Below are 19817 nucleotides of genomic sequence, written 5' to 3' on the forward strand. Positions count from 1 at the left end.
GAGCGGGCCATCGCACTATTTGTTTATGTCACCTCGTTGGCCCGTGTGCCTTTAACTCGCCTGATCTGTTCGGCCGTGCCCGCTATTTACCTCGCAGGTTACGGCTCATTCTTGCGAGTTGAGTGCACAATGACTGACAAATTTGACCTGATCGATCTGTTTTCCCGACGCCCCTCCCTGTCTGAGCAGGCCCGCGATTCGCTGAGGGCTGCCCTGACGTCTTACTTCCCTGACGTTCACCTCGACCCCGACGTGGCCGTCGTCACCGGACAGGCCGAAAACGGAGAAGCGAGGACTGCGACGCTGACGGCCTGTTTGCAGCGGTTTTTTGCCAGCGGCCAGACACCCCGCTGGAAGAGCGGGGCCGATGCGCTGGTCGTCGATCCGGCCGCGTCACTTGCCCCCGCCCCCAGCGGCGACATGGAGGCGCTGGCCATCCTCGTCGACACGGTCTCTCTGGGTCTGCTCGATGATTTCACCGGGTCCTTGATCGCTTTTTGGGATCGTGCGGGTGCAGACGGCGCGACGCCCTGTACCCGCTTGGCGAATGCCTTGGCTCAGCGGCGCCCGGAAAACACTGACGCGAGCGTTTTCGAACAGCAGGCGCTGGCGATACTTGATGCGCAACTCGCCGATCTTCAGGCCATTCCCTCGCTTGGCCTGAATGACTTCGACGAGATCGAGCGCTACGTGGCCAAGACCACGGACATCCTGCCGTGGCTGAGCGACGCACAAGACGCCGCGATTACCCGGCACCTGTCACGGTTCGAGCAGGTGCCCGACTGGTTGAGCCGTGCCTCGTCCGCCGACCGTCTCGATTTCAGCCGCCGACTCGCGGCTTTGGCGGTCGTGAACGCGCGAGCGGCGGGACGCTGCTGGGACGATGACGTGCCGCCGCTGCTCGATTACGCGCGCAAGACCCTGCAAGACCTGATGCGTGGCGATCACCCGGACGTCACTTGGCTGACACTGGACGACGTCACGGTGCACATCGACAAGGTGGTGGCCGTCCCCGTCCCGTCGGCGGGGCAGTTCATTCCCATTGGCAGCATCGAACATCAGCGCATGAGCGTGGCCCACTTTGCGTTGGGCAACCTGTGCAGTGTTCCCAGCGGCACGATCGTATTGTCGTTGCGCGATGGCGGACCGCTGCCGCGATGGCTGACGATCGACTACCTCAAGCAGTTGGTGGTGCGGGCTGACATCGGCCGCGCGTATCCGGCGTTGATGCGTCAGTATTTGATGACTGACCCTGTAGAGGAGTCGCGACGGCAACGGCTGTTCGGCAACCAACTGCGTGTGCAACTGCCGTTGAAGGCGCTGGAGCAGAAACTCCGTGGCGAAGGTGGGCTGACGGACGCGGGCTATCGGCGGGTCTGTTGGCTGTTTGAGCGTTCTGCTGCACACGCTGGCAGCGACACGGTGTTGCGCCCGCTGGCGTGGGTGGCGCAGCCGGGCGCCGTGGCGGATGACGTCTGCAACCAGTTCGTGATCGGTGCGTCGGATACCGCTGTGGGTCCGTTCGTGTTGTATCGACCCTTGGCGCCGATGCCGCTGATGGAGTTCGCCGCGTGGCCGGAACTGCGCGCAGCCATTGCCACGACAGGCGAACTGCAAGGCGACGCGCTCGTCTGGATGACCGATCATGGGCGACAGCGCTACGGCAACGGCGGCTTCGATCAACCTCACATCGTCCGTTTCGGGCTGGGCTCCGATTTTGCACCGATCGGGAACCCCGCACCGGCGCAACTGGCTGTCGCCAACGTGGACGGTGACGTGCTCGTTGCGCTGTTCAATGCGAACGCCCGGGCGCTGGTGGAGCTCGCGGATCGTGAGTCAGTCTCCAATGCCGAAAGCCGCTGGGCCATGATTCAGCGGGCAGGCTGGCTCGGGCTGGACCTGGTGATGCCCTTTCTGTCCGGCGCGGTCGGCAACGCGTTGTGGCTGGTGCAGCTGATGAGTGCCGTGGATCAAGTGCTGGTGGCGCGCAAGCGTGCGGTCGGTGACCCGGAGCGGCAAGCGTGGACGGCGCTGTTACTGACGGTGTCCATGATGCTTATGCACGAAGGATTCGTGCCCCGCCTGCGAACGCCGCGAGCCGAAGTCGCGGAGGGGGAGGCGACGCGGGCAGGGCATGGGCCCACCGAAGCGCCGGAGACGGTGGACGGCGAGTCGCAGGCGACTGCCCTGACACCCTTGCTGGATTTTTCCTGGTCCAGCGTGCGGCATCGGCTGACCCCGGCACAGGCCCGAGACCTGGAGCGTCTGAAAGTCACGCCTGAGCCGGACTTGGGTGCGCCGTCTGCGGAACGGGACAGCGAAGGCCTGTATCTGCACGACGGACAGTGGCACGCCCGGCTGGACAGTGGCGTGTATCGCGTGGCATTCAAGGATGAAGACGTGCGAGTGATCGACCCTCGGTCGTCGGCGATCGTGGGTCCCAGGCTACGGCGTACAGGCGGGTGGTGGACACTGGATCTGTCTCTCGGCCTGCGGGGCGGAGGTCCGAAACGTAACGCCCGACAGGTTGCCCTGGAAAACGCGGCGAAGCTCAAGGCGGTGACGGAGCGTGAAGCGGTGCTGGATCAGCACCAGGTCGTGCTGTTTAAAAGGTTCGTCGGCTGGAACAAAACGTGTCGAGGTGCGAAAGCGCAGCTGCCCGGCACCTTGTACGACCTGATCGAAACCGACCTGAACGAACTGAAAGCCATCGTTGAGGAACGCCAGCGCTTACAGGCTTCCTTGCGACCCGCCGACCGGGCGCCCGAGACGACCGTGGCCAAAGACCTTCAGGCGCTGGTCCGACGTATCGCGTTTTACGAGGGCGTGTTGCTGCAAAACCTCGTCAAGCTGGCGCGCAACCAAATGGACCGGCTTGAAGCGGTTTCAGTGTCGGCGGTGACGCAAGAGAATGTGGACGGCTACGTGGCGCTGTTCGAAGACATGTTGCAGATCGAAGAGCGGGGGACCCAGTGGTCCGGACTCAGGGAAAGCCTGTGGCAGCAACTGCGGGACGTGCCCAAGGTGGGCGAAAAGATCTGGCATGACGAGGTGCTGGATCTGGTCCGCAGCAATGTGTTCACCCAGTTGGACTGGCGGGCGACGCGTTTGTGGTCGCTGTTGGAACTGAGCTTCAGCAAGGATGTGATTCTGTCCAAACAGGGCAGCCTGGAGCTTAAATCATTGCGCACGGACGACCGCCTCCACGCGGCCGTCAGTTCGCAGATCGAGCTGGAAAAACCCAACGATTACACCCTCGCCGAGCAGATCGACGTGTTGGAGAGCTCGTTGCGGGAATACGATCGGGGCATCCTTATCGCTGTGTGCGCCCAGCAAAGCGTGCCCGAAGCGTTCGAACCCGTGCGATTCACCCGGTTTCTGGACGAATTCGGCTGGATCGCCGACCGGGCGGAAAAACGCTTGTCGGATCTGATCCGTGAAAGCACCGAGCCTGTGGCGCGTCCTGTGGATTACGCGCCACGCGTTCGGCAGCCGCGCAAACGGGTGTTCAAGACCCGCGCCCACCGCACGTTGGTGGGGCGGTTGCGCGAAGGCGAACCCGACATGCCGGGTGCGGTGGTCGATGTCACGCAATCCATGGGCAACACCGTGATCGAGACGTACCACCTGCATGAGAACGGGGAGTGGGTCGAGGTTAATACGGTCGCGCCTGCTCAACCTGAAAAGCCCGTGCCTGTGGTGGCACTGGCGGAACTCAAACGTCAGGCGACCTCGTTGTTGGAGCGCGTCGAGGCAGACATTGCCAACGCCCGGCGTCAGTCGAAAAAAGCGGATGAGCCTGCGGACATGCAGGACATCCTGACCCACAAGGCCGACCGGCTGACGGCGCTCGCGGAAAAGCTCACGAGCGCGGGGGCCGGTGACGAAGCGGCTCAGATTCAGGTGAGCGCGTTGCGGGCGTCTGCCTCCCGGCTGGTGGAGGAGGGACGGACCTTGCGCATCGCGATGATCAAGGCGCAACCGCCGACGGCGGGACGTCTCGCCTGGTTGGCTCAGGAACGTGAGGTGGACATCGCCCGGTTCGAGGGACGCAAGAATATGTCAGGCGCCAAACGAAACGATTTCCTGCAGGAATACGTGATTCGTGACACGGATCAGCGGGTGCTGTGGTGGGCGCATTTTCATTACGCCAGTGAAAACGCGGCAGCCGAGGCGTTCACCGCTGCTCACCTGAAACGCCCGGAGCAGCGGTTTGTGGGGTACAAGGCGCAGGTCAAGGCGGCGAAGGAGAGCAAGGACGTGATTCGCGTGTACCGCAGCGCCATCGGCAAGGAGATCGCGCAGCGGTTGTTTCTGAGCCTCGCGGGCTAGCTTATTTAAGCAGGGCGTCGCGCAGGTCAGTCGACAGACCGTCCGGCGCCAGCCAGATCGCGAAATACACCTTTGCCAGCTCAGGGTCGGGGCTGGCAAAGATCACCTTGCCATTGCGCGTCAGGTTCAAGCCATCGGTGCGGTCCCAGGTCAGGTCGTAACGGTCGCCTTTGACGATGTTCTGGAAGCTTTGGTGCAGGCGGTCGAGTTCGGGTTTCAAACGAACGAGGGTGTCTTGCGGCTGTTGTTTTTCGAGGGCCGCGTTGGCGGCCTTGATCACGTCCTGGCGGTCGATGTCCCGAAAATAATACAGCTCAAGTTTCTGGGGTGACTGGGTGAAGGCAGCCTGTTTGGCGCTGATTGAAGGCTCGGCATAAAAGGCGGCGGCGTAAACGTCGGTCCAGAGGTAGGTGAGTATCGCCTGGTTCTTGCGCTCCAGCGCCGGGGAATGGCCGTCGAGCCGGGCAGGGAAGTTGGCCTGCTTGAGCAAGTCCGCCTGAGACGCCATGGCCATCGGGCTGGCGAACGCGGCAAGCAGGAGCATCCAGTGAATGAGGCGGTGGCGCATGAGGGTGTCTTCTGTGGCGAGGGGGGTGAGGTAAGGGTATGACATTTTTAGCGGTGCGCGGTGCGGCGGGGTATGCAAACGGCCTACGCTATTCGCACAGACATGGCGGAGCATCTCCAGCGACCGATAGATTTTTCGCGAATAAATTCGCTCCCACAGTGAAGAACGCGTCCTGCCTGATGCCGAGTCGCGCCGTCGAATCCCTGTAGTTGTACGGCAAAAAACGCCCTCCACGCCTCAACCCCACAAAAAATGCAGCTTTTATTGGGATTCCCCCCACCAACACATTTATCATCCGAACCCATTGGGCATTTTCCGCGCCTCACGAGGGTGACGAGTGTCACGTAACGCAGACAAAATTGGCCTGCGACGCGACCAAGGGTTAATGTTCCCCGCGACGCCGGACGATTAGACTGCGCCGCGAGTTTCGATTCTTCATGCCGCCGGGCGCGGCATGGGTTAGCCAGAGACGCCAGAGTGGCGCCTCGGCCCGTTCTAAGGAGTACGCATGGCTGTCTACAACTACGACGTAGTGGTACTGGGTTCCGGCCCAGCTGGAGAAGGCGCGGCAATGAACGCCGCCAAGGCTGGGCGCAAGGTAGCCATGGTCGACAGCCGTCGGCAGGTCGGCGGCAACTGCACCCACCTGGGCACGATCCCGTCCAAGGCGTTGCGTCACTCGGTCAAGCAGATCATCCAGTTCAACACCAACCCGATGTTCCGGGCCATTGGCGAGCCGCGCTGGTTTTCGTTCCCGGACGTGCTGAAAAGCGCTGAAAAAGTCATCAACAAACAGGTCGCGTCCCGCACCGGCTACTACGCCCGTAACCGCGTCGACGTGTTCTTCGGCACCGGCAGCTTTGCCGACGAGCGCACCGTTGACGTGGTCTGCGACACCGGCGTCGTGGAAAAGTTGGTCGCCAACCAGATCATCATCGCCACCGGCTCACGGCCTTATCGCCCAGCGGATATCGACTTTTCCCACAAGCGTATCTACGACAGCGACACCATCCTCAGCATCAGCCACACCCCGCGCAAGCTGATCATTTACGGGGCTGGCGTGATCGGTTGCGAATACGCGTCGATCTTCAGCGGTCTGGGCGTGGACGTCGAGCTGATCGACAACCGTGACCAGTTGCTGAGTTTCCTCGACGCCGAAATCTCCCAAGGCTTGAGCTATCACTTCAGCAACAACAACGTGATGGTGCGCCACAACGAAGAATACGAGCGCGTCGAAGGCCTGGAAAACGGCGTGATCCTGCACCTCAAGTCCGGCAAGAAAGTGAAGGCCGACGCGTTGCTGTGGTGCAACGGCCGAACCGGCAACACCGACAAACTGGGTCTGGAAAACGTCGGCATCAAGGCCAATGGCCGTGGCCAGATCGAAGTGGATGAGGAATACCGCACCAGCAAGCCGAACATTTTTGGCGCTGGCGACGTGATTGGCTGGCCGAGTCTGGCCAGTGCGGCGTACGACCAGGGGCGTTCGGCGTCGGGCAAGGCGGTAGACAACGGCACCTGGCGCTTCGTCAACGACGTGCCGACCGGCATTTACACCATCCCGGAAATCAGCTCGATCGGTCAGAACGAACACGACCTGACCCAGGCCAAAGTGCCGTATGAAGTGGGCAAGGCGTTCTTCAAAAGCATGGCTCGCGCGCAGATCTCCAACGAGCCGGTGGGCATGTTGAAGATCCTGTTCCACCGCGAAACCTTGCAGATTCTCGGCGTGCATTGCTTCGGCGACCAGGCGTCGGAGATCGTGCACATCGGTCAGGCGATCATGAGCCAGCCCGGCGAGGCGAATACCCTCAAGTATTTCGTCAATACCACGTTCAACTACCCGACCATGGCCGAAGCCTATCGGGTCGCGGCGTACGACGGCCTCAACCGGCTTTTTTGAGCGGCTCCGGCCGGTGGCCTGAGCCGGCCGGGGAGACCGATTTCAGTAATTCCCGAGGGTGGCGCTGGCCAAACCGGGAAAGTCTGTAATCAGGCTGTCAACGCCGAAGTCGGCGAGTCTGCGCATCAGCGCGGGCTCGTTGACGGTCCAGACGGACACATGCAGGCCCAGGGTCTGTGCTTTCTTCAGGCGCTCGGGCGTGCAGTGCGTCCAGTTCAGCGCCAGAATCTCGCAGCCATAACTCGTGGCGACCTTCAACGGGTCGAGCCACGCGTATTCCGCCACCAGCCCTCGCGACAGGTCTGGGGTCAGCTCCAGCGCCGCCTTGAGCACTTCCCGCGAACTCGACGTAATGGTGACCCTGTCCAGCAGACCGTGACGTTGCGCCATCTCGCGGATCGCCAATACGGTCGTGGCCGCTCGGGTGCGTGACGCGCTCTTGACCTCCAGTTGCCAGTGGTCGAAATCGCATTTCTCGAACAGCTCTTCCAGGCGCGGAATCGGGCACGGATTGACCCAGCCCGGGCCGCCCTTGCGCGCGTCGTAGGTCACCAGGTCCTTCGCATCATGCTCGACCACTTTGCCGCGCCGGTCGGTGGTGCGCTTCAGGGTCGGATCGTGGATGACCATCAGTTCGCCGTCACGGGACAGGTGCAGGTCCAGTTCACAACGCTTGACCCCGTGCTTCAGGCATTCCTGAAAGCTGGTGAGGGTGTTCTCCGGTGCTTCGCCTTTAGCGCCGCGGTGGCCATAGATAAGGGTCACAAATACTCCTTGAATTACGAAGGCGCCTACAGGCTCAAAATCAGGATGGATCAGGGGTGTTTTGCTCTCGGGCCAGGCGTCGTTGCGCGGCTTGTCGTTGCAGGATGTGTCTGGCCAGGAGCTGTCGCTGGGCATCGCTCAGCTCGACCCACTCGGTGCCGATCTCGAAATCGCCAAGGGTGAGGGACTGGGATTGCGTGACCCTGGCCCGCAGCATCATCCCGGACGCCTGGGGCATGAGCACCATTTTGACCGACAACAGGCTTCCGACGGGGAAGGGCTGGTGAGCGTTAAATTGCAGGCCGCCCTCGGACATGATCACTTTTTGCGGAGCGCCGAGCTTGCCTAGAACCGTTTGAGCCACCACTTGGCCGAGCAAATCGATGCGTTTGCTCATGGCCCGCAGGAAGCTGTTGGTGGTACGGTCGCGGTCGTCGAGCTGGCGCAGCAGGTGCTGCGATTCGAACTCGGCGACGTGCAACTCGCTCAGCAGATCGAAGAGGGTCGAGGTGTCCCGATGAGCGAGCTCATCGACCGAGCCGGACGCTGGAATGCGTTGAATTTCCAGTGCGACGCTGTCCTCGATACGGTAGTATTCGCGGCGTTCTTCTTCATCTAATGTCGACATGGCGAACCCATGGTAGCGGCGGTTGTCAGAGTGATTGCTCTCGTTTGCGACTCAGCGATTCGAGTGTAAAGCCGCAGGCCCAGGCCCGCCACAAGGACGTTCCCATTCCTCCGAACAAGCCCCTACATGTTCAGACCTCTTTTTGTATTTATCGGCACGCGTTACACCCGTGCAAAACGCCGTAATCATTTTGTCTCCTTCATTTCCCTGACGTCGATGATCGGTCTCGCCCTCGGCGTAGTGGTGATGATAGTCGTGTTATCGGTCATGAACGGTTTCGATCATGAGATGCGCACCCGCGTCCTCGGCATGGTGCCCCACGCGACCATCGAATCCGGCGAGCCGATCAACGACTGGCAAAGCCTCGCGGCCAAGGTCAAGCAGAACCCTCAGGTCGAAGCCATTGCGCCGTTCACCCAGATGCAGGGTCTGCTGACGAACAACGGCAATGTGCAGAAAATCCTGCTCAATGCCATCGACCCGGTTCAGGAACGCAAAGTTTCGATTATCGATGGCTTCATGAAACAGGGCCGGCTTGACGACCTGGTGTCAGGCGGCTTCGGCGTAGTCATCGGCGACAAGGCCGCGACCAAGCTGGGCGTCGGCATCGGCGACAAGGTCACCTTCGTTTCCCCTGAAGTCACGGTCACGCCCGCCGGGATGTTCCCGCGGATGAAGCGCTTCACCGTGGTCGGCATCTTCCACGTCGGCGCGGGCGAACTCGACGGCTACCTCGGCGTGACCAACCTTCAGGACCTGGCCCGTCTGCACCGCTGGAAGCCTGATCAGGTGCAGGGGCTGCGCCTGAAATTCACCGACCTGTTCAAGGCGCCGCGCACGGCTTACGACATCGCCCAGAGCCTCGGCGATCATCAGTATTACTCCCGCGACTGGACCCGCACCCACGGCAACCTGTACCAGGCCATCGGCATGGAGAAATCCATCATCGGCCTGCTCTTGCTGCTGATCGTGGCGGTGGCGGCGTTCAACATCATTTCGACGCTGGTGATGGTGGTCAACGACAAACGCGGCGACATCGCGATCCTGCGCACGCTGGGGGCGACACCGGGGCAGATCATGGCGATCTTCATGGTGCAGGGCACGGTGATCGGTGTGGTCGGCACGGCGATTGGCGCGGCCGTCGGCATTCTTGCTGCACTGAACGTCAGTGCCGCGATCTCGGCGCTGGAAGGCCTGATCGGGCACAAGTTTCTCAACGCGGATGTCTATTTCATCGACTATCTGCCTTCGCAATTGATGACCAGTGACGTGCTGATGGTATGCGGCGCGGCTTTGGTCCTGAGTTTCCTCGCCACCTTGTATCCCGCCTGGCGTGCCGCGCGCACCCAGCCGGCGGAGGCGCTACGTTATGAGTGAGTCGCGCATGAGTGATAAAGCTGTACTGAGTTGCCGCAACCTGGGCAAATCCTACGAGGAAGGCCCGGAGTCCGTGGTCGTGCTGTCGGGCCTGCAACTGGAGTTGCACCCTGGCGAACGCGTGGCGATTGTCGGCAGTTCCGGCTCCGGCAAAAGTACCTTGCTCAACCTGTTGGGCGGTCTGGACACGCCGACCGAGGGCAGCGTATGGCTGGCCGGCGAAGAGTTGTCCGCGCTGAACGAAAAGGCCCGTGGTCTGTTGCGCAACCGGGCGCTGGGTTTCGTGTACCAGTTCCACCATCTGCTGCCAGAGTTCACCGCGCTGGAGAACGTCTGCATGCCGCTCCTGATCGGCAAGACCCCGATCCCGGAAGCCCGTCAGCGCGCCACCGCGTTGCTGGAGCGGGTAGGGCTCAAGCACCGCCTGGCGCACAAACCGTCCGAGCTGTCCGGTGGCGAACGCCAGCGGGTGGCCATTGCCCGGGCGCTGGTCAACCAGCCGGGTCTGGTGATGCTCGACGAACCGACCGGCAACCTCGATTCCCACACGGCCCAAGGCATTCAGGACCTGATGCTGGAGCTCAGCACCTCGTCGCGCACCGCGTTTCTGGTGGTGACCCACGACCTGTCGCTGGCTCGCCAGATGGACCGCGTGTGGCGTCTGGAAGAAGGCCGTCTCGTCGAGGCGTGATGCATTGAACCCGACGCCCGCTTCATGGCGTCGGGGTGTTCCTATTTAGCTACGGTGCTCCACGAATGTTCAGACCGTTATCCATCTTCATCGGCACGCGATACACGCGGGCCAAGCGGCGCAACCACTTCATCTCGTTCATTTCGATGACCTCGATGATCGGGCTGGCGCTGGGCGTGCTGGCGATGATCGTCGTGCTGTCCGTGATGAACGGCTTTCAGAAGGAAATGAGCTCGCGGATTCTCGGCATGGTGCCCCACGCGGTCATCGACGGGGTCAAGCCGCTGGACGACTGGAAAGCCGCTGCCGACGCCGCGTTGAAGAACCCGCAAGTCACGGCCGCTGTGCCGTTCACGCAAATGGACGGCATGCTCTCGTACAAGGGGTCGATGCAGCCGATCGAAATCAACGGTGTCGATCCCGCGCTGGAATCCCAAGTGTCCATCGTCACTCAGCACATCGTTCAGGGCCGCCTGCAGGACCTGAAGGCTGGCGAGTTTGGCGTGGTCATCGGTGAAATCACGGCACGGCGCTTCCGCCTGAACGTGGGCGACAAAATCACCCTGATCGTCCCGGAAATCAGCAGCGATCCGGGCGGCATCACCCCGCGCCTGCAACGCCTGACCGTGGTCGGCGTGTTCAAGGTCGGCGCCGAGCTTGACGGCTCCATGGCGCTGGTCAACGTGGCCGATGCCGCGACGATCCAGCGCTGGCAGCCGAATCAGGTGCAGGGCGTACGTCTGGCGCTGACCGATCTGTACGCGGCGCCGCAGGTTTCGACCGCCATCGCGGGCAGTTTGGGCGCGGACTACAAGGCCGATGACTGGACCCACACACAGGGCAGTCTGTTCAGCGCGATGAAAATGGAAAAGACCATGATCGGTCTGCTGTTGCTGATGATCGTCGCCGTCGCGGCCTTCAACATCATCGCCACGCTGATCATGGTGGTGAACGACAAGGGCGCCGACATCGCAATCCTGCGCACCCTCGGCGCGACGCCTCGTCAGATCATGACCATCTTCATGGTGCAAGGCTCGGTGATCGGCGTGATCGGCACGATCATCGGCGGCGTATTGGGCGTGATCGCCGCCATCAACGTCAGTCAGTTGGTGGGCTGGGTCGAGCGCGTCACCGGCCAGCACATTTTCACCTCGGACGTGTACTTCATCAGCAACCTGCCATCGCAACTGGAAGGCAGTGACGTGGTGATGATCTGTGCGGCGGGGCTGATCCTGAGCTTTTTGGCGACCATCTACCCGGCGTACCGCGCCTCGCAGATTCAGCCGGCCCATGCGTTGCGGTATGAATAGGTCTGCCTCGTTGGCTTGGGCGTACGCATAATCTGTGGGAGCGAATTCATTCGCGAAAGTCTTTCTGCCTACAGAGAGGTATCGGTCGGGAGGCCCCCTCGCGAATGAATTCGCTCCCACAGGAGATCTGTGTTCACCCGGTTACACCGTGGTGTGTCTGGGGCTGGTGACAGTACTCAGATGGGCAACTCAATTAAAAACCGCGTCACGCCTTCCCGCGATTCACAGCGGATCGTCCCGCCATGGGCCTTGATGATCGACTGGGTGATCGCCAGCCCCAGGCCCGCATGTTCACTGCTGCCCTCATGACGTGCCGGGTCAGCGCGATAAAACCGGTCAAAGAGCCGCGGCAGCACCTCCGCCGGAATGGTCGGGCCTGTGTTTTCAATGCCAATTCGCACGCGCTGGACGGACGATTCCAGTTTCACTGACACCCGACCCTGAACAGGGGTGAAGCGCAGTGCATTGTCCAGCAGGTTGGACAGGGCGCGGCGCAGCATGTGGCGATCGCCTTCCACGACAGCCTCGCCCTCACGACTCAGCGCCACGTGCGCGTCCTCGGCGACGGGCAGGAAAAACTCCAGCAAGGCATCGACGTCTTCATCCAGCGCCAGACGCTCTCGGTTGGGGTTCAATAACCCATGCTCGGCCTTTGCGAGAAACAGCATGTCGTTGACCATCTGCGCCATCCCTTGCAGCTCCTCCAGATTGCCCAGCAATGCTTCGCGGTACTCCGCCACATCGCGGGGGCGGGTGAGGGTGACCTGGGTGTGGGTCAGCAGATTCGACAGAGGCGTGCGCAGTTCATGGGCGATGTCGGCGGAAAACGCAGACAGGCGCTGAAACGCATCATCGAGACGACCCAACATGGCGTTGAAAGCCTGACTCAGCTCGGCCAGCTCGCTGGGCATCTCGGCGTGCGGCAGGCGTGTCGTCAGCGAGCTGGCGGAAACGCTGGCCGCGACCTCACTCATTCGACGCAAGGGCCGCAAACCGCTGCGTGCCGCCCAGGCGCCCAGCACGGCGGTGGCCAGCGCTGACAGGCCGACGGTCAGCCAGATCAGGTGTTGCATGCGTTCCAGAAAATGCTGGTGATGGGTGATGTCCAGCAGCAGGGTCAGTTGCGGCGTGCCTGGCTGATCGGGTTGCAGGGGCACGGTGTAAGCGCGGTAAGCCGTGCCGTTGTCGGTCAGGGTGTGCAGACCTTCATGGGCTGCAGGTGTCGGGATTGAAGGGGAAAGGCTGTCGAACCACAGCGCGCCATCAGGGCCGCGAAGCTGCAAGGCCAGGTCCGGCGAGTGGGCCAGCTCCCTCATCAACGTCGGACGGCGCTGGTTCAGTTGCTCCGCGCTGGTTACATCCTTCAGGGCATCGCGCACGGTTGGCAGTTTACTGTCCAGCAGTTGCTGATCCAGCTCCATGAAATGGCTTTCACTGGCTTGGTTGAACAGGACGCCTGCCGTCAACGACACCACCGCCGTGCAGGCGGCGAACAGCAGGGCCAGTCGGCTGCCCAGAGCAATGCGCCCGAACATCAGAGGCCGCGCTCTTCAAGGACGTAACCCATGCCCCGCACGGTGTGGATGAGCTTGTTCGGGTAATCGTCATCGACTTTGAGGCGCAGGCGGCGGATGGCGACCTCGATCACGTTGGTGTCGCTGTCGAAGTTCATGTCCCAGACCTGGGAGGCAATCAGCGATTTGGGCAACACTTCGCCCTGGCGTCGCAGCATCAGCTCCAGCAGGGCGAACTCTTTGGCGGTGAGGTCGATGCGCTGGCCATTGCGCTCGACGCGGCGGCGCAACAGGTCCAGTCGCAGGTCGGCCAGTTGCAGGTGGGTTTCCGGGCTGGCGCTGCCGCCTCGGCGCAACAGGCTGCGCACCCGGGCCAGCAGCTCGGAAAATGCGAAAGGCTTGACCAGATAATCGTCCGCGCCCAATTCCAGGCCGCGCACACGGTCTTCGACGGCGTCGCGGGCAGTCAGGAACAGCACTGGCGTTTCTAGGCCCGCACTGCGCACGGCCTGCAGGATTTGCCAGCCATCCCGCCCCGGCAGCATGACGTCCAGAATCAGCAGCGCGTAGTCCCCGGTCAACGCCAGATGCTGACCGCTGGTGCCGTCGGCGACCAGTTCCGTGGTGAACCCGGCTTCGGACAGGCCTTGGCGCAGGTAATGGCCGGTTTTCGCTTGATCTTCGATGATCAGTAATTTCATGGGTGATCGGTCGCTTCCAGTGACGCTCATTCGTCGCGCTTTATAACGTGAGCGGGGCGAGCAGGGGCCAAGCTTACAAAGTTGTAATCTTGCGGTCAGCTGATTGCCAGTGGCGGGAGCCTACCTTAAGGTCATCGATTGTCGTTGACTGGAGATTCCCATGTTCGCTCGTTTTGTCGCTGCCGCCGTATTGCTGGGTGTGAGCCTTTCGTCTCAGGCTTCCCCTAGCGAGCATTTTGATTTTGGTCACCCGGCCAAGGCCGATCAGGCAACCCGCACTGTCGAGCTGACGCTGGGCGACATGTATTTCGAACCCAAGGCCCTCGACGTCAAAGAAGGCGAGACCGTGCACTTCGTGCTGGTGAACAAGGGCCAACTGCTGCACGAATTCAACCTAGGTGACGCCGCCATGCACGCGGCCCATCAGCAGGAAATGCTCAAGATGGTCGCCAGCGGCATGTTGACGTCGACCGGCATGAAGCATGACATGGCCGGGATGGATCACAGTGCGATGAAGCACGACGACGCCAACAGCGTGCTGGTGGAGCCGGGCAAGACCGCCGAGTTGACGTGGACGTTCGCCAAGGCCACCAACCTGGAATTCGCCTGCAATCTGCCGGGTCACTATCAGGCGGGCATGGTCGGCAAGGTATCGATCGCCGAGTAATCGCTGAAAAAGCGGGACAAAACCTATAAACTCGGCGGTCAGGATTTTACTTCCGCCTTCTTTTTATACGTTTTCAGGTCCCGCCATGCATCCCGCAGCCGAACACTCGCCCTTGGGCAAGTCCAGTGAATACATCGCCACCTACACGCCGTCCCTGCTGTTTCCCATTCCGCGCACCGCCAAGTGGGCCGAGCTGGGACTGACCGCCGAGACGCTGCCGTATCAGGGTGTCGATTTCTGGAATTGCTACGAACTGTCGTGGCTGCTGCCGTCGGGCAAACCGGTGGTGGCGATTGGCGAGTTCTGCATTCCCGCCGATTCGCCGAACATCATCGAATCGAAATCCTTCAAGCTGTACCTCAACTCGCTGAATCAGACGCCGTTCGCGTCGCAGGGCGATTTGGTCAGTGTGCTGGAGAAAGACCTGTCGGCCGCCGCTGGCAAGCCGGTGGGCGTGCGCATCCGTTCCCTGAAGGACATCGAAGCCGAGGGCATCGTGGCGGTGCCGGGTGTGTGCGTCGACGATCTGGACGTGAGCATCAACAGCTACGACCGCCCGCAGCCTGAATTGCTGCGTTGCGACGAGTCGCGGGTGATCGAAGAGGCGCTGCACAGCCACCTGCTGAAATCCAACTGCCCGGTCACCAGCCAGCCGGACTGGGGCAGCGTTGCCGTGGCCTATCGCGGCGCAGCGCTGGATCACGCCAGCTTCCTGGCCTACATCGTCAGCTTCCGCCAGCACTCGGACTTCCACGAGCAGTGCGTCGAGCGCATCTTCATGGACCTGCAACGACTGCTAAAACCGGAAAAGCTGACGGTCTCCGCGCGTTACGTGCGTCGTGGCGGGCTGGACATCAACCCGTACCGCAGCACTGAGACGCTGACGCTGGAGAACGGGCGGTTGGCGCGGCAATAGCCCGATGATGGGGCGCTGACCAATGTCCCTGTGGGAGCGAATTCATTCGCGAAAAGGGGTTCAGGCGATGAAGATGTATTAGCCGTAGCGCCCCTTCGCCAATGAATTCACTTACAGGTGTTCGTGCATTAGTCGATTCGACTTAAATCCCGATGTTCCCCAACGTCAGCACAATGTTGCGCAACGTGCCAGCAATGGTGGGGTGTTCGACTTCGAAGCGTTCGACTGCCAGGTTCACACCATCGGCCAGATTGTTGTCGGGGGTGGCGTTTTCGACGGCGATCTCGGCCTCGATCTGCGCCATCAGTGCATGCAGGTCTTCGCGTTCTTCTTGGGTCAGCGGCGGGTTCTGTTCCAGTTGCTCGCGCAAGGTATCGAGTTGTTCTTGCAGTTCGCGGGCGGGCATAGGGTGCTCCCTTTGTGAATAGTCTCTGCATGGACCTCAGCGCCTCGGCAAAGGTCCTTTGTCGCTAAGACTAATCCACACCGGGCCTTTCTGCATGACCCTGATCAATCAGGGCTTTTCGGCCTTCATGCGGCGCAGCGTGATGTCCGCCAGGCAAGATTCCAGATCGGCCAGATGATCGATCACCGAGTGCGCGCCCGTCGCGTACAGCTCCAGGGTGGCGCGGCCTCGCAGGCGCTCACGCTCCAGGTCGCTCAAGGCGTCCCAGTGCGCCGGTGACAGCCCGCACAACGGTCCACAGGACGCGAGGCCCACGGTCCATAAGCCCGCGTTGAGCCCGGCCGTGAGCAGGCGGGGGTCGCCGCTGACCAGCACGCAGCCGTCGAGTTGGGCGACATTCAGGCTCATCAGGGCCTGCCAGCAGGCGTCCGGCGCAGGCCAGTGGTTGTTCGGGCTTGGGGTGGGGTGCACCAGACCGGCGAGTGGAGACGCCAACTGCTCGGTGATCGCGGCGGGGTATTCATCGATCCACGCGCACGGGATGGCTTGCTGCTTGAGGTTTCGCAAAGCCACCATCGCGCCGGGCGTGGGGTGGGAGAAGGGCGTGGCGTCGTGTGAGTCGAACGACTGGCCATCGCGGCTGCGCAGGGTCCGCACCTGAGCGCCAAAATCGACCAGGCAGCCGCTCAGACCAAAGAGCACGGCGGTGAACGAAGGGGCGGGGACGGCGACCGGGGCAAGCATGAAATTCCCTCTCAAATGCCCAAGACGCTAAGGGAGTTTCATGACAGTGCGATGACCAACGGGTGACATTGTGAGCGGATGTTTAAAGAACAGCACATTCCGTCAGTGTTCGGCGACGTAAATAGTCACAGAACGCTTTATACTCTCGCCTTTGATTGGGGGGCGTAGCGCCCGCTTCATCACTTTTGACTGGGAGTCTTTGCTATGCCCGTGACCGGTGCAGGCTTTATCAATCGTCTGGCTCGAACGTGTTTCTGGGCCAGTCTGGCCCTGGTGCCGATGGCCGCTCAGGCCGCTGAAGATGATCCGTGGGAAGGCGTCAACCGTGCGATCTTCCGTTTCAACGACACTGTCGACACTTACGCGCTGAAGCCCATCGCCCAAGGCTATGACTTCATCACACCGCAGTTTCTCGAAGACGGCATCCATAACATGTTCAAGAACGTCGGCGAGGTCACCAACTTCGCCAACGATGTGCTGCAGGCCAAACCGCACGCGGCAGGCGTGGATACAGCGCGCTTGATCATCAACACCACCTTCGGTCTGCTGGGCTTCTTCGACGTTGGCACCAAGATGGGCCTGCAACGCAACGACGAAGACTTCGGCCAGACCCTGGGTCACTGGGGTGTGGGCAGCGGGCCTTTCGTGATGCTGCCGTTCTTCGGTCCGAGCACCGTGCGTGATGCCTTCGCCAAATACCCTGACACCTACACCATGCCGTACCGCTACATCGATCACGTGCCGACCCGCAACACGGCGTTTGGCGTGAGCGTGGTGGACACCCGTGCGAGCCTGCTGTCGGCTGAAAAACTGGTCAACGGCGACAAATACATCTTCATCCGTAACGCCTACTTGCAAAACCGCGAGTTCAAGGTCAAGGATGGCAAGGTCGTCGACGATTTTTAATCGCGACTGACTGTTGCGCAGATGCAAAAAAGGCGACTTCCGAGTCGCCTTTTTTTTCGTATTTTTTCGTAATTCTTTTTGCCGAATCTGTGAAGTGGTTCCGTTTCGATATCACTTCATGGTCAAAATGGTCAGCCCCAATTTCTGCTCGTCACCTTCGACGTCGGCGATCCAGACCACCTCGGTGTCGGCTTCCAGGCCTTTGAGCGCGGCGTGTTCGGACTCGATTCGGACGCTGATCCGGTCACCGACCTTGAACGACCGAGGCGCCTGTATCTGCATGCCGGAGCTGGATAAATCCACGCACACGGCGGGGATGATCTGGCCTGCGTAGATCAGGCTGATGTCCGCGTCGACACGCATGCGGATGTAGTCTCGTTTCTCTGCATAGTCGCGATCAATCTGACCCATGGTGCATCCTTCATTTTTGTTGCTGATTTAGGGGTTCTTATAACTCCGGGCGATTTGAGATGTAAAGACGCCGACCGACCGCTGGAGCGAGCTTGAAACGCCCGGCGGATGGGAGTACCGTCTGCGCCTTGAAGGGCACCTCTGGCGACTGAAGCGTTTGACCAAAAGTCCGCTGCCACCGTACAGAGAGGCTAGAAGCGAATCCAGTAAGCGGCCTGACAGAATCCGACCGCTTACGCCAACCTGATCTGGCGCCGTTTGCCCACATGCAAAAAACCAGTGCCACGCTGCTGATTATCGATGACGACGAAGTGGTGCGCGCGAGCCTCGCGGCCTACTTGGAAGACAGTGGGTTCAGCGTCTTGCAGGCCAGCAATGGCAAGCAAGGTCTGGAATCCTTCGAGAAAAACACACCTGATCTCGTGATCTGCGATCTGCGCATGCCTCAAGTTGGAGGCCTGGAGCTGATTCGTCAGGTCACCAGCCTGTCGCCGGACACTCCGGTGATCGTGGTCTCCGGCGCGGGTGTCATGAGCGATGCTGTCGAAGCGTTGCGTCTTGGCGCGGCCGACTACCTGATCAAACCGCTGGAAGACCTTGCAGTGCTTGAGCACTCGGTCAAGCGGGCACTGGATCGCGCGCGCCTCCTTCAGGAAAACCAGCTCTACCGTCAGAAGCTTGAGACCGCCAACCGCGAACTCGAAGCCAGCCTGCATCTGCTGCAGGAAGACCAGGATGCCGGTCGCCAGGTTCAGATGAACATGCTGCCGACCAACCCGTGGGCGATTGACTCGTTCGAATTCGAACACGAAATCATCCCGTCGCTGTACCTGTCCGGTGACTTCGTCGATTATTTCCGCGTCGATGAGCGCCGCGTCGCGTTCTATCTCGCCGACGTGTCGGGCCATGGTGCGTCATCGGCTTTCATCACCGTGTTGTTGAAGTTCATGACCACGCGTCTGTTGTTCGAGTCCAAGCGCGGCGGCACGCTGCCCGAGTTCAAGCCTTCCGAGGTGTTGGGCCACATCAACCGGGGTCTGATCAGCTGCAAGCTGGGCAAGCACGTGACGATGGTGGGCGGCGTGATCGACGAGCAAAGCGGTAAATTGACTTACAGCGTCGGCGGACATTTGCCGTTGCCGGTGCTGTATACGCCGACAGAAACCCGCTACCTTGAAGGGCGCGGCCTGCCGGTGGGGTTGTTCAACGAAGCAACGTATTCGGATCATGTGCTGGACCTGCCGGAGTCCTTTAGTCTGACCCTGCTGTCTGATGGCATTCTGGACCTGTTGCCAGGTGATACACTCAAAGAGAAAGAGGCCAACTTGCCTGAATTGGTGAAGTCGGCGGGCGGCAGCCTGGATGGTCTGCGTCGTAAGTTTGGATTGGCCACGCTCGGGGAGATGCCGGATGATATCGCCTTGTTAGTGTTGAGCAGGAACCTTTAATGAGTACCGGTAGAATCCAGTTTGCCGAGCAAGATGGCACCTTCGTCCTGAAGTTCGTGGGAGAAGTGCGCCTGACCCTCTGTTCGGCGTTGGATGCGACGATTGAGCGGATCTTCACCTCGATGAATTTTTCGACCGTGGTGATCGATCTGACCGAAACGCGCAGCATTGACAGCACGACCCTCGGCCTGTTGGCCAAGCTGTCGATCCTGTCCCGTCAGAAAGCGGGCCTGTTGCCCACCGTCGTGACCACTCACGAGGACATCACGCGCCTGTTGCAGTCAATGGGCTTCGATCAGGTGTTCAACATCGTCGGTCGTCCGATTCCCCGTCCCGAAGCACTGAGCGACTTGCCGTCGCAGGATCAGTGCGAGGACGTGGTGAAAGCCAAGGTGCTGGAAGCGCATAAGATTCTGATGGGTTTGAATGACTCCAATCGCGAAGCGTTTCGTGATCTGGTGAATGCACTCGAACACCAATAAGCGGTTTCGAATGTTCGCTGAGGCCTAAGCGGCCTCACCTCTGTCGCC

18 protein-coding genes are annotated in these 19817 nt (G+C 61.0%); 10 read left to right on the forward strand and 8 right to left on the reverse strand.

From position 1 onward, the window contains the following. Nucleotides 1-129: 129 nt before the first annotated feature. A complete protein-coding gene (locus tag ACWKWE_RS12610; RefSeq protein WP_483850699.1) occupies nt 130-4332 on the forward strand; it encodes a dermonecrotic toxin domain-containing protein in 4203 nt (1400 codons plus the stop codon). Nucleotide 4333: 1 nt separating this feature from the next. Here the strand turns inward: ACWKWE_RS12610 and ACWKWE_RS12615 are convergent, their stop codons facing one another. Continuing rightward, on the reverse strand, nt 4334-4900 hold the full coding sequence (locus ACWKWE_RS12615) for a chalcone isomerase family protein (RefSeq protein ID WP_483850700.1): 567 nt from the start codon (nt 4898-4900) through the stop codon (nt 4334-4336). A 508-nt stretch (nt 4901-5408) separates the two neighbouring features. Between ACWKWE_RS12615 and sthA the strand changes: the two genes are divergently transcribed. Then, nucleotides 5409-6803: a Si-specific NAD(P)(+) transhydrogenase gene (gene sthA, locus ACWKWE_RS12620; RefSeq protein ID WP_166595140.1), complete on the forward strand. Its 1395-nt coding sequence runs from the start codon at nt 5409-5411 to the stop codon at nt 6801-6803. Nucleotides 6804-6845: 42 nt separating this feature from the next. On the opposite strand, the gene ACWKWE_RS12625 is transcribed toward sthA, so the two are convergent. Further along, nucleotides 6846-7568: a glycerophosphodiester phosphodiesterase family protein gene (locus tag ACWKWE_RS12625; protein ID WP_166595141.1), complete on the reverse strand. Its 723-nt coding sequence runs from the start codon at nt 7566-7568 to the stop codon at nt 6846-6848. A 40-nt stretch (nt 7569-7608) separates the two neighbouring features. Then, entirely contained in the window at nt 7609-8196 is a 588-nt protein-coding gene (locus ACWKWE_RS12630; protein WP_166595142.1) for a PilZ domain-containing protein, read from the reverse strand. 126 nt (nt 8197-8322) lie between these two features. Between ACWKWE_RS12630 and ACWKWE_RS12635 the strand changes: the two genes are divergently transcribed. The 3 genes from ACWKWE_RS12635 (at nt 8323) to ACWKWE_RS12645 (ending at nt 11574) form a co-directional block, all read left to right on the forward strand. Continuing rightward, nucleotides 8323-9573, forward strand: a complete 1251-nt coding sequence (locus ACWKWE_RS12635; RefSeq protein WP_401144052.1) for a lipoprotein-releasing ABC transporter permease subunit — start codon at nt 8323-8325, stop codon at nt 9571-9573. Nucleotides 9574-9580: 7 nt separating this feature from the next. Next, on the forward strand, nt 9581-10264 hold the full coding sequence (lolD, locus tag ACWKWE_RS12640; protein ID WP_166595144.1) for a lipoprotein-releasing ABC transporter ATP-binding protein LolD: 684 nt from the start codon (nt 9581-9583) through the stop codon (nt 10262-10264). A 65-nt stretch (nt 10265-10329) separates the two neighbouring features. After that, entirely contained in the window at nt 10330-11574 is a 1245-nt protein-coding gene (locus ACWKWE_RS12645) for a lipoprotein-releasing ABC transporter permease subunit (RefSeq protein ID WP_166595145.1), read from the forward strand. A gap of 176 nt (nt 11575-11750) precedes the next feature. Here ACWKWE_RS12645 and ACWKWE_RS12650 read toward each other — a convergent pair whose 3' ends face one another. Beyond that, the gene (locus ACWKWE_RS12650) at nt 11751-13109 is read right to left on the reverse strand and encodes a heavy metal sensor histidine kinase (protein WP_483850701.1); all 1359 of its coding nucleotides are present in this window, start codon (nt 13107-13109) and stop codon (nt 11751-11753) included. Beyond that, nucleotides 13109-13789: a heavy metal response regulator transcription factor gene (locus ACWKWE_RS12655; protein ID WP_483850702.1), complete on the reverse strand. Its 681-nt coding sequence runs from the start codon at nt 13787-13789 to the stop codon at nt 13109-13111. The genes ACWKWE_RS12650 and ACWKWE_RS12655 overlap by 1 nt, the downstream gene beginning before the upstream one ends. A 160-nt stretch (nt 13790-13949) precedes the next feature. Here ACWKWE_RS12655 and copI point away from each other — a divergent pair, with 160 nt between their 5' ends. Together copI and queF are read left to right on the forward strand one after the other, a co-directional pair. After that, nucleotides 13950-14456: a copper-resistant cuproprotein CopI gene (copI, locus tag ACWKWE_RS12660; protein WP_166595148.1), complete on the forward strand. Its 507-nt coding sequence runs from the start codon at nt 13950-13952 to the stop codon at nt 14454-14456. Between the two features lie 85 nt (nt 14457-14541). Then, a complete protein-coding gene (gene queF / locus ACWKWE_RS12665; protein ID WP_483850703.1) occupies nt 14542-15372 on the forward strand; it encodes an NADPH-dependent 7-cyano-7-deazaguanine reductase QueF in 831 nt (276 codons plus the stop codon). 142 nt (nt 15373-15514) lie between these two features. On the opposite strand, the gene ACWKWE_RS12670 is transcribed toward queF, so the two are convergent. Next, a complete protein-coding gene (locus ACWKWE_RS12670; RefSeq protein ID WP_166595150.1) occupies nt 15515-15778 on the reverse strand; it encodes a DUF4404 family protein in 264 nt (87 codons plus the stop codon). A 108-nt stretch (nt 15779-15886) separates the two neighbouring features. Continuing rightward, entirely contained in the window at nt 15887-16522 is a 636-nt protein-coding gene (gene pcrP, locus ACWKWE_RS12675; RefSeq protein ID WP_166595151.1) for an HAD superfamily inactivated hydrolase PcrP, read from the reverse strand. Nucleotides 16523-16726: 204 nt separating this feature from the next. Here pcrP and ACWKWE_RS12680 point away from each other — a divergent pair, with 204 nt between their 5' ends. Next, nucleotides 16727-17428 carry an MlaA family lipoprotein gene (locus tag ACWKWE_RS12680; protein WP_166595152.1) on the forward strand — a complete coding sequence of 234 codons (702 nt, stop codon included), beginning with the start codon at nt 16727-16729 and terminating at the stop codon, nt 17426-17428. Nucleotides 17429-17539: 111 nt separating this feature from the next. Here the strand turns inward: ACWKWE_RS12680 and ACWKWE_RS12685 are convergent, their stop codons facing one another. Then, nucleotides 17540-17839: a PilZ domain-containing protein gene (locus ACWKWE_RS12685; protein WP_166595153.1), complete on the reverse strand. Its 300-nt coding sequence runs from the start codon at nt 17837-17839 to the stop codon at nt 17540-17542. A 266-nt stretch (nt 17840-18105) separates the two neighbouring features. Here ACWKWE_RS12685 and rssB point away from each other — a divergent pair, with 266 nt between their 5' ends. Together rssB and rssC are read left to right on the forward strand one after the other, a co-directional pair. Beyond that, a complete protein-coding gene (gene rssB, locus ACWKWE_RS12690) occupies nt 18106-19287 on the forward strand; it encodes a two-component system response regulator RssB (protein WP_166595154.1) in 1182 nt (393 codons plus the stop codon). Beyond that, nucleotides 19287-19769, forward strand: coding sequence for an anti-sigma factor antagonist RssC (gene rssC / locus ACWKWE_RS12695; RefSeq protein ID WP_037009276.1), 483 nt, complete (start codon nt 19287-19289; stop codon nt 19767-19769). The genes rssB and rssC overlap by 1 nt, the downstream gene beginning before the upstream one ends. Nucleotides 19770-19817: the final 48 nt, after the last annotated feature.

This window comes from Pseudomonas salicis, from assembly GCF_057128705.1.

What these genes read in the sequence shown, in the direction of transcription:
- ACWKWE_RS12610 (WP_483850699.1), top strand. Translation starts at nt 130, where the DNA reads ATGACTGACAAATTTGACCTGATCGATCTGTTTTCCCGACGCCCCTCC.
- ACWKWE_RS12615 (WP_483850700.1), bottom strand. Translation starts at nt 4,900, where the DNA reads ATGCGCCACCGCCTCATTCACTGGATGCTCCTGCTTGCCGCGTTCGCC.
- sthA (WP_166595140.1), top strand. Translation starts at nt 5,409, where the DNA reads ATGGCTGTCTACAACTACGACGTAGTGGTACTGGGTTCCGGCCCAGCT.
- ACWKWE_RS12630 (WP_166595142.1), bottom strand. Translation starts at nt 8,196, where the DNA reads ATGTCGACATTAGATGAAGAAGAACGCCGCGAATACTACCGTATCGAG.
- ACWKWE_RS12635 (WP_401144052.1), top strand. Translation starts at nt 8,323, where the DNA reads ATGTTCAGACCTCTTTTTGTATTTATCGGCACGCGTTACACCCGTGCA.
- lolD (WP_166595144.1), top strand. Translation starts at nt 9,581, where the DNA reads ATGAGTGATAAAGCTGTACTGAGTTGCCGCAACCTGGGCAAATCCTAC.
- ACWKWE_RS12645 (WP_166595145.1), top strand. Translation starts at nt 10,330, where the DNA reads ATGTTCAGACCGTTATCCATCTTCATCGGCACGCGATACACGCGGGCC.
- ACWKWE_RS12650 (WP_483850701.1), bottom strand. Translation starts at nt 13,109, where the DNA reads ATGTTCGGGCGCATTGCTCTGGGCAGCCGACTGGCCCTGCTGTTCGCC.
- ACWKWE_RS12655 (WP_483850702.1), bottom strand. Translation starts at nt 13,789, where the DNA reads ATGAAATTACTGATCATCGAAGATCAAGCGAAAACCGGCCATTACCTG.
- copI (WP_166595148.1), top strand. Translation starts at nt 13,950, where the DNA reads ATGTTCGCTCGTTTTGTCGCTGCCGCCGTATTGCTGGGTGTGAGCCTT.
- queF (WP_483850703.1), top strand. Translation starts at nt 14,542, where the DNA reads ATGCATCCCGCAGCCGAACACTCGCCCTTGGGCAAGTCCAGTGAATAC.
- ACWKWE_RS12670 (WP_166595150.1), bottom strand. Translation starts at nt 15,778, where the DNA reads ATGCCCGCCCGCGAACTGCAAGAACAACTCGATACCTTGCGCGAGCAA.
- pcrP (WP_166595151.1), bottom strand. Translation starts at nt 16,522, where the DNA reads ATGCTTGCCCCGGTCGCCGTCCCCGCCCCTTCGTTCACCGCCGTGCTC.
- ACWKWE_RS12680 (WP_166595152.1), top strand. Translation starts at nt 16,727, where the DNA reads ATGCCCGTGACCGGTGCAGGCTTTATCAATCGTCTGGCTCGAACGTGT.
- ACWKWE_RS12685 (WP_166595153.1), bottom strand. Translation starts at nt 17,839, where the DNA reads ATGGGTCAGATTGATCGCGACTATGCAGAGAAACGAGACTACATCCGC.
- rssB (WP_166595154.1), top strand. Translation starts at nt 18,106, where the DNA reads ATGCAAAAAACCAGTGCCACGCTGCTGATTATCGATGACGACGAAGTG.
- rssC (WP_037009276.1), top strand. Translation starts at nt 19,287, where the DNA reads ATGAGTACCGGTAGAATCCAGTTTGCCGAGCAAGATGGCACCTTCGTC.